The organism is Streptomyces luteosporeus, assembly GCF_039532865.1.
In the GTDB taxonomy this organism is placed as follows: domain Bacteria; phylum Actinomycetota; class Actinomycetes; order Streptomycetales; family Streptomycetaceae; genus Streptomyces; species Streptomyces luteosporeus.
Genome location: NZ_BAAASL010000027.1, coordinates 91,954 through 99,917, shown reverse-complemented (window position 1 = coordinate 99,917; position 7,964 = coordinate 91,954). Strand labels below are relative to the sequence as shown.

The 7,964-nt window shown below is 74.1% G+C and carries 5 protein-coding genes; all 5 read left to right on the top strand.

Annotated features, from left to right (window positions below):
• The first annotated feature begins 230 nt into the window (after positions 1–230).
• The 5 genes from ABD361_RS27760 (at position 231) to murD (ending at position 7,842) form a co-directional block, all read left to right on the top strand.
• Positions 231–2,138 (top strand): peptidoglycan D,D-transpeptidase FtsI family protein, encoded by a 1,908-nt coding sequence (locus ABD361_RS27760; RefSeq protein WP_344439259.1) that lies wholly within the window; start codon positions 231–233, stop codon positions 2,136–2,138.
• A 13-nt stretch (positions 2,139–2,151) separates the two neighbouring features.
• Positions 2,152–3,855 (top strand): UDP-N-acetylmuramoyl-L-alanyl-D-glutamate--2,6-diaminopimelate ligase, encoded by a 1,704-nt coding sequence (locus ABD361_RS27755; protein WP_344439258.1) that lies wholly within the window; start codon positions 2,152–2,154, stop codon positions 3,853–3,855.
• 65 nt (positions 3,856–3,920) lie between these two features.
• Positions 3,921–5,345, top strand: a complete 1,425-nt coding sequence (locus ABD361_RS27750) for a UDP-N-acetylmuramoyl-tripeptide--D-alanyl-D-alanine ligase (RefSeq protein WP_344439257.1) — start codon at positions 3,921–3,923, stop codon at positions 5,343–5,345.
• A complete protein-coding gene (gene mraY, locus ABD361_RS27745) occupies positions 5,342–6,406 on the top strand; it encodes a phospho-N-acetylmuramoyl-pentapeptide-transferase (protein WP_344439255.1) in 1,065 nt (354 codons plus the stop codon). Before ABD361_RS27750 ends, mraY begins: the two co-directional genes overlap by 4 nt.
• Positions 6,403–7,842 carry a UDP-N-acetylmuramoyl-L-alanine--D-glutamate ligase gene (gene murD, locus ABD361_RS27740; protein WP_344439253.1) on the top strand — a complete coding sequence of 480 codons (1,440 nt, stop codon included), beginning with the start codon at positions 6,403–6,405 and terminating at the stop codon, positions 7,840–7,842. Before mraY ends, murD begins: the two co-directional genes overlap by 4 nt.
• Positions 7,843–7,964 lie beyond the last annotated feature (122 nt).

Here is a 7,964-nt window from a genome sequence, read left to right as displayed (position 1 = left end):
CGGGGCGGGGGCGTCGGCCGCGGGCCGGTCGGGGGCCTCGCCCCGGCGCTCCCGCCCGCGCCGGCCCTGCCCCCGCCGCCGGGCGGGGCGGGCCCGCAGGCCGGGCACCGCACCGGCTAGCGCCGCCCCGGCGCCCGGACGGCCCCCCGTGGCGAGCAGCAGACGAGCAGCAGAGCAGACGGACCACAGCAGACAGGCAGCCCCCGCAACGGATTCAGGTAGGTGAGGTCGTGACGGCGCCCAGGCAGCCCCGCCGCCCCGTCCCCGGGCCCGCACGCCCGGCCGCGCGGCCCGCCCGCCCCCGCCCCGGCGCGCAGGCGCTGCGGCTGGGCAGCCCCCGGCCCCGCCTGCGCGCCATCGGCGTCGGGCTCACGCTGGTGATGCTGGTCTTCACCGTGCGCCTGCTGCAGGTGCAGGCCGTCGACGCCGACGCGTACGCCGCCCGGGCCAACCTCAACCGCTACATCCCCGTGACGCTGGCGGCCGAGCGGGGGGCCATCACCGACCGCACGGGCGTGGATCTGGCCACCACCGTCGACGCCTACGACGTCACCGCCGCCCCCGACCTGCTCACCCCCGAGCGGATCAAGGTCGAGGGCGCCGCCCGGCAGGCCGCGGAGCTGCTGGCGCCGGTCCTGGCGGAGGAGGTGGACGTCCTCGAACAGAAGCTGACGGCGAACCCGAAGTCCAAGTACGTGGTCCTCGCCCGCCGCCAGACCCCGCAGACCTGGCGCAAGATCGCCCAGCTCAAGCAGGCCCAGGCGGAGAAGGCCCGCCACGGCAAGGCCGCCAACGTCCTGGCCGGCGTCAACCGCGAGGCCCACAGCAAGCGCGTCTACCCCAACGGCGAGCTCGCCGCCGGCCTGCTGGGCTTCGTCAACGGCGACGGCCGCGGCGGCGGGGGCCTGGAGGCCCAGCTCGACGAGGTGCTGGCCGGGCGGAACGGCAAGCGTGTCTACGCCCAGTCCGGCGGCCGTCAGGTGCCCACCGGCGACGTCAAGGAGCAGGCCGCCGTCCCCGGCTCCGACGTGGAGCTGACCATCGACCGGGACATCCAGTGGGCCGCCCAGAACGCCGTCTCCCGGCAGGTGCGCGAATCCGGCGCCGACCGCGGGTACGTCGTCGTCCAGGACACCCGCACCGGCGAGATCCTCGCCATGGCGAGCGCGCCCGGCTACGACCCCAACGACCTCGCCCACGCCGACCGCGCCGCGCTCGGCAACCCGGCCCTGCAGGACGCGTACGAGCCCGGCAGCGTCAGCAAGATCATGACCATGGCCGCCGTGCTGGAGGAGGGCGTGGCCACCCCGATGACCCACGTGGAGGTGCCCAACCGGCTACCCCGGGCCGACCGCGCCTTCGCCGACGACATCGACCACCCCACCTGGCACCTGACCCTCAACGGCGTCCTGGCCAAATCCAGCAACATCGGCACCATCCTCGCCAGCGAGCAGCTCGGCAAGACGCGCGAGGAGGCCAACGAGGTCCTCTACACCTACCTGCGCAAATTCGGCATCGGCCGCCCCACGGGCCTGGAGTTCCCCGGCGAGACCCCCGGCCTGCTCGCCAAGCCGGCCGACTGGAAGTCCTCCCGGGCCTACACCATCCCCTTCGGCCAGGGCCTGTCCCTCAACGCCGTCCAGGCCGCCTCGGTGTACTCCACCATCGCCGCCGGCGGCGAGCGCGTCCAGCCGTCCCTGGTCCGCGGCAGCAAGGGCCCCGACGGCCGCTTCACCCCCGCCCCCGCGCCGCCGCGCACCCGGGTGGTCAGCGAGAAGACCGCCCGCGAGCTCACCGGGATGCTGGAGTCGGTCGTCGACGACCAGGAGGGCACCGGCACCAAGGCGAAGATCCCCGGCTACCGCGTCGCCGGCAAGACCGGCACGTCCAACCGGGTGGACCCCACCACCGGCCGATACCACGGCTACACCGCCTCCTTCGCCGGCTTCGCCCCCGCCGACGCGCCCCGGGTCACGGTCTACTGCGCCCTGCAGAACCCCACCCGCGGCAGCTATTTCGGCGGGCAGGTCTGCGGCCCGGTCTTCAAGCAGGTCATGGAGTTCGCCCTGAAGACCCTCCAGATCCCCCCGTCCGGCTCGCAGCCGCCCCGGCTGCCGGTGAGCTACGACGGCCAGTGAAGCCGGAGCGGCCGTGACGACGATCACTCCCGATCACGGGAACCGCGGCCCGGAGCGCCCCTCGCTTCGCGACGAGGCGGGTGCGCCCGGTACGCTCACCGCCGTGCCACACGCTGATCAGTCCCACACCACTCCCCAGGCCGCCCCTCCCGCCACCCCGGGAGCGCCCCGGCCCGCCGGGGTCGCTCCCGTGCCCCTCGCGGAGCTGGCCGGTCAGCTGGGCATCGCCGTGCCCGAGGGCGCCCACGCCGTGGCGGTCACCGGCATCACCCACGACTCGCGGGCGGTGCGCCCGGGCGACGTCTACGCCGCCCTGCCCGGCGCCCGCTTCCACGGCGCCGACTTCGCGGCCCAGGCCGCCGGCCTGGGCGCCGCAGCCGTGCTGACCGACCCGGACGGCGCCGAGCGCGCCGCCGCCACCGGACTGCCCGTCCTCGCCGTCGACGCCCCGCGCGACCGCATGGGCGCGCTGGCCGCCACGATCTACGGCACGCCCGGCGAGGACCTGCTGCAGATCGGCATCACCGGAACCTCCGGCAAGACCACCACCGCGTACCTCATCGAGGGCGGGCTGCACGCCCTGGCCGGCCCCACCGGCCTGATCGGCACGGTCGAGTCCCGGATCGCGGGCGAGCGGATCAAGTCCGAGCGCACCACGCCGGAGGCCACCGACCTGCAGGCGCTGTTCGCCGTGATGCGCGAGCGCGGCGTGCGCTCGGTGGCCATGGAGGTCTCCAGCCACGCCCTGCGGCTCGGCCGTGTCGACGGCTGCGTCTTCGACGTCGCCGTCTTCAACAACCTCAGCCCGGAGCACATGGAGTTCCACTCCGGCATGGAGGACTACTTCGCCGCCAAGGCGGAGCTGTTCACCAAGCAGCGCAGCCGCCTGGGCGTGGTCAACCTCGACGACGCGTACGGCCGCCGGCTCGCCCACGGCGAGGCGGAGGTCCCGGTGATCACCTTCTCGGCCGAGGGCCGCGAGGACGCCGACTGGCGCGCCACCGACGTCGAGATCGGTCCCTTCGACTCCACCTTCACCGTGCACGGCCCCCAGGGCGTGACCGTACGGGCCCGCTCGCCGCTCGCCGGCCCCTTCAACGTGGCCAACGCGCTCGCCGCGATCGTGGCGCTGGTCGCCGCCGGCGCCGATCCGCAGGCCGCCGCCGACGGCGTCGCCGCCGTGCCCGGCGTCCCCGGCCGCCTGGAGCGCGTCGACGCCGGCCAGCCCTACCTGGCGGTGGTCGACTACGCCCACAAGACGGACGCCGTCGAATCGGTTCTCCGCGCGCTGCGCAAGGTCGGCACCGGCCGCGTGCACGCCGTCCTGGGCTGCGGCGGGGACCGCGACACCACCAAGCGGGCCCCCATGGGCGCGGCCCTGGCCAGGCTCGCCGACACCGCCGTACTGACCTCCGACAACCCCCGCTCCGAGGATCCCCTCGCGATCCTCGCCACCATGCTTTCGGGCGCCGCCGAGGTGCCCGCCGCCGAACGCGGCACCGTCCTCGTCCTGGAGGACCGCGCCGCAGCCATCGCCGCCGCCGTCGCCCGCGCCGAACCCGGCGACACCGTCGTGGTCCTGGGCAAGGGCCACGAACAGGGCCAGGACGTCGCCGGAGTGGTACGCCCCTTCGACGACCGCCGGGTGCTGCGCGAGGCCATCGAGCACAGCCGGGCGACCGCGCCTGCGACCAAGCACCGGAACGACCAGGGATGACCAACCGCCATGCGCGCACAACCCTCCCCCCGGCAGCTCTCCCGCACGACAGGAGGTGACGACCGGTGATCGCACTCTCCCTCGCGGAGATCGCCGCCATCACGGGCGGGCGGCCGCACGACATACCGGACCCGCAGTCGGTCGTGACCGGCCCGGTCGTCATCGACTCCCGCCAGGTGCGGCCCGGCGCGCTGTTCGCGGCGTTCGCCGGGGAGCGCGTCGACGGCCATGACTTCGCAGCCCGGGCGGTCGCCGACGGCGCCGTGGCCGTGCTCGCCGCCCGGCCCGTCGGCGTGCCCGCCGTCGTCGTCGACGACGTCGTCGCGGCCCTCGGCCGGCTCGCCCGGGCCGTCGTGGAGCGACTGGGCACCACCGTGGTGGGCCTGACCGGCTCCGCCGGCAAGACCAGCACCAAGGACCTCGTCGCCCAGCTGCTGCAGCACGCCGGACCCACCGTGTGGACCCCCGGCTCGCTCAACAACGAGATCGGGCTGCCGCTGACCGCGCTGAGCGCCGACGAGGAGACCCGGCACCTGGTGCTGGAGATGGGCGCCCGCGGCATCGGCCACATCCGCTACCTGGCCGAGCTCACCCCGCCGCGCATCGGCGTCGTGCTGAACGTCGGCACCGCCCACGTCGGCGAGTTCGGCGGCCGCGAGCAGATCGCGCAGGCCAAGGGGGAGCTGGTCGAGGCGCTGCCCGACGCCGAGGCCGGCGGCGTCGCCGTGCTCAACGCCGACGACCCGCTGGTGCGCGCCATGAGCAGCCGCACCAAGGCCCGCGTCGTGCTGTTCGGCGAGGCGCCGGACGCCGCCGTGCGCGCCGAGGACGTCCGCCTCGACGAGCGCGGACGGCCCGCCTTCACGCTGCACACCCCCACCGGGTGCGGCGAGGTGACCATGCAGCTGTACGGTGAGCACCACGTGTCGAACGCGCTCGCCGCGGCCGCCGTCGCCCATGAGCTGGGCATGCCCGCCGAGGAGATCGCTTCCGTGCTCGGCGGTGCGGGCCAGCTCTCCCGCTGGCGGATGGAGGTCACCGAGCGCGCGGACGGCGTGACGATCGTCAACGACGCCTACAACGCCAACCCCGAGTCCATGCGGGCGGCGCTGCGCGCGCTGGCCGCCATGGGCGAGGCCGCCCGGGCTAGGGGCGGGCGTACGTGGGCAGTACTCGGTCGGATGGCCGAGCTGGGCGGGGAGTCACTCGCCGAGCACGACGCGGTCGGACGGCTCGCCGTCCGGCTCAACGTCAGCAAGCTCGTGGCAGTCGGGGGTCAGGAAGCGGCCTGGCTGCAGATGGGCGCCTACAACGAGGGTTCGTGGGGTGAGGAGTCGGTGCACGTGTCCGACGCGCAGGCGGCGGTCGACCTGTTGCGCAGTGAGCTGCGCCCGGGAGACGTCGTACTGGTGAAGGCGTCCAGGTCGGTGGGTCTGGAGCGGGTGGCCGACGCGCTGCTCGCGGTCGACGGTGAGGTCGCCGGTCGATGAACCAGATCCTCTTCGCGGGTGTCATCGGTCTGTTCCTGACCCTCATCGGCACCCCGCTGCTGATCAAGTTCCTCGCCCGCAAGGGCTACGGCCAGTTCATCCGGGACGACGGTCCGCGCACCCACGGCAGCAAGAAGGGCACGCCCACCATGGGCGGCATCGCCTTCATCCTCGCCACCCTCATCGCGTACGCCGTCACCAAGGTGATCACCAGCCAGTCGCCGACCACCTCGGGCCTGCTGGTGCTCTTCCTGACCGCCGGCATGGGCCTGGTGGGCTTCCTCGACGACTACATCAAGATCGTCAAGCAGCGCAGCCTGGGCCTGCGCGCCAAGGCGAAGATGGCCGGCCAGCTGATCGTCGGCATCGCCTTCGCGGTGCTGGCCCTGCAGTTCGCCGACACCCGGGGCCAGACCCCGGCCTCGACCCGGCTGTCCTTCACCCAGGACTTCGGCTGGTCGGTCGGCCCGGTGATCTTCGTGGTCTGGGCGCTGTTCATGATCCTCGCGATGTCGAACGGCGTGAACCTCACCGACGGCCTCGACGGCCTGGCCACCGGTGCCTCGGTGATGGTCTTCGGCGCCTACGTCTTCATCGGCACCTGGCAGCACGGCCAGTCCTGCGCCAACGCCCTGACCGCCGGCGCGTCCTGCTACGAGGTCCGCGATCCGCTCGACCTCGCGGTCGTCGCCTCCGCCCTCATGGGCTCCTGCTTCGGCTTCCTGTGGTGGAACACCTCGCCGGCCAAGATCTTCATGGGTGACACCGGCTCGCTCGCCCTCGGCGGCGCGCTCGCGGGCCTGGCGATCTGCTCCCGCACCGAGCTGCTGCTCGCGCTCCTCGGCGGCCTGTTCGTCCTGATCACCATGTCCGTGATCATCCAGGTCGGCTCGTTCCGCCTGACCGGGAAGCGGGTCTTCCGGATGGCCCCGCTCCAGCACCACTTCGAACTCAAGGGGTGGAGCGAGGTCCTGGTCGTGGTCCGCTTCTGGATCATCCAGGGCCTGTGCGTGGCCGTCGGCCTCGGAATCTTCTACGCCGGATGGTTGGCCATCAAGTGAGCACCGCACAGTACAGCGGCAAGCACATCACCGTCGCCGGTCTCGGCGTGAGCGGCGTCAGCGCCGCCCGCGCCCTGGCCGGCCTCGGCGCGCGCGTCACCGTCGTCGACGGCGGCGACGGCGAGGTCCTGCGCGAGCGGGCCGCCTTCCTCGACTCCCAGGGCATCACCGTCCGCCTCGCGGACGCCGACACCCTGCCCGAGGGCACCGACCTCGTCGTCACCTCGCCCGGCTGGCGGCCCGACAGCCCGCTGTTCGCGGCGGCCGCCGCGGCCGGCGTCGAGGTCGTCGGGGACGTGGAGGTCGCCTGGCAGCTGCGCGGCGAGGGCGCCGCCCCCTGGCTCGCCGTCACCGGCACCAACGGCAAGACCACCACCGTCCAGATGCTGGCCTCCATCCTGCAGGCCGCCGGGCTGCGCACGGCCGCCGTCGGCAACATCGGCACGCCCATCATCGACGTGGTGCTCGGCGAGCAGCAGTACGACGTGCTCGCGGTCGAGCTCTCCAGCTACCAGCTGCACTGGGCGCCCTCGCTGCGCGCCCACTCCGCGGCCGTCCTCAACGTCGCCCCCGACCACCTCGACTGGCACGGCTCCCTGGACGCCTACGCCGCCGACAAGGGACGCATCTACGAGGGCAACACGATCGCCTGCGTCTACAACGTCGAGGACCCGGCCACCGAGCGCCTGGTGATGGCGGCCGACGTCGAGGAGGGCTGCCGGGCCATCGGCTTCACCCTCGGCGCCCCCGGCCCGTCCATGCTGGGCGTGGTCGACGACCTCCTGGTCGACCGGGCCTTCGTCGCCGACCGTCACCACCAGGCGCAGGAGCTCGCACAGATCTGCGACATCGCGCCCGCCGCCGGCCCGGCCGCCCCGCACAACATCGCCAACGCGCTGGCCGCCGCCGCCCTGGCCCGCGCCTTCGGCGTGGAGCCCGCGGCCGTACGGGACGGCCTGCGCTCCTTCCGACCGGACGCCCACCGCATCGCCCACGTCGCCGACGTCGACGGCGTGGCCTACGTGGACGACTCCAAGGCCACCAACCCGCACGCCGCCCAGGCCTCCCTGGCCGCGTACGAGTCGGTGGTGTGGATCGCCGGCGGCCTGGCCAAGGGCGCGACCTTCGAGGAGCTGGTGGCCGCCTCCGCGAAGCGGCTGCGCGGCGCCGTCCTCATCGGGGCCGACCGGGCGCTGATCAAGCAGGCGCTGGCGCGACACGCGCCGGATGTGCCGGTGGTCGACCTCGACCGGACCGACACTGGGGCGATGGCCGCGGCGGTCCGCGAGGCGACGCGGCTGGCGGGGCCGGGGGACACCGTCCTGATGGCCCCGGCCTGTGCGTCGATGGACATGTTCACCAACTACAGCAAGCGCGGCGAGGCCTTCGCCGAGGCGGTACGGGAGCTGGCCGCCGGCCGCGACGGCGAACAGTAGCGGCCGCCCGCCGGCGGTGCGGGCGCCGCGCTTGCCACCATGACGAGCGCGGCGGCCCGGGCCCGGCAGCGGATCCGGGCGGCCCTGACCAGCGAAGGGGCGACCCGGAATGCACGCGCAGC

Excerpts from the sequence above, each read along its gene's own strand:
- mraY (WP_344439255.1), top strand. The coding sequence starts at position 5,342 with ATGAACCAGATCCTCTTCGCGGGTGTCATCGGTCTGTTCCTGACCCTC.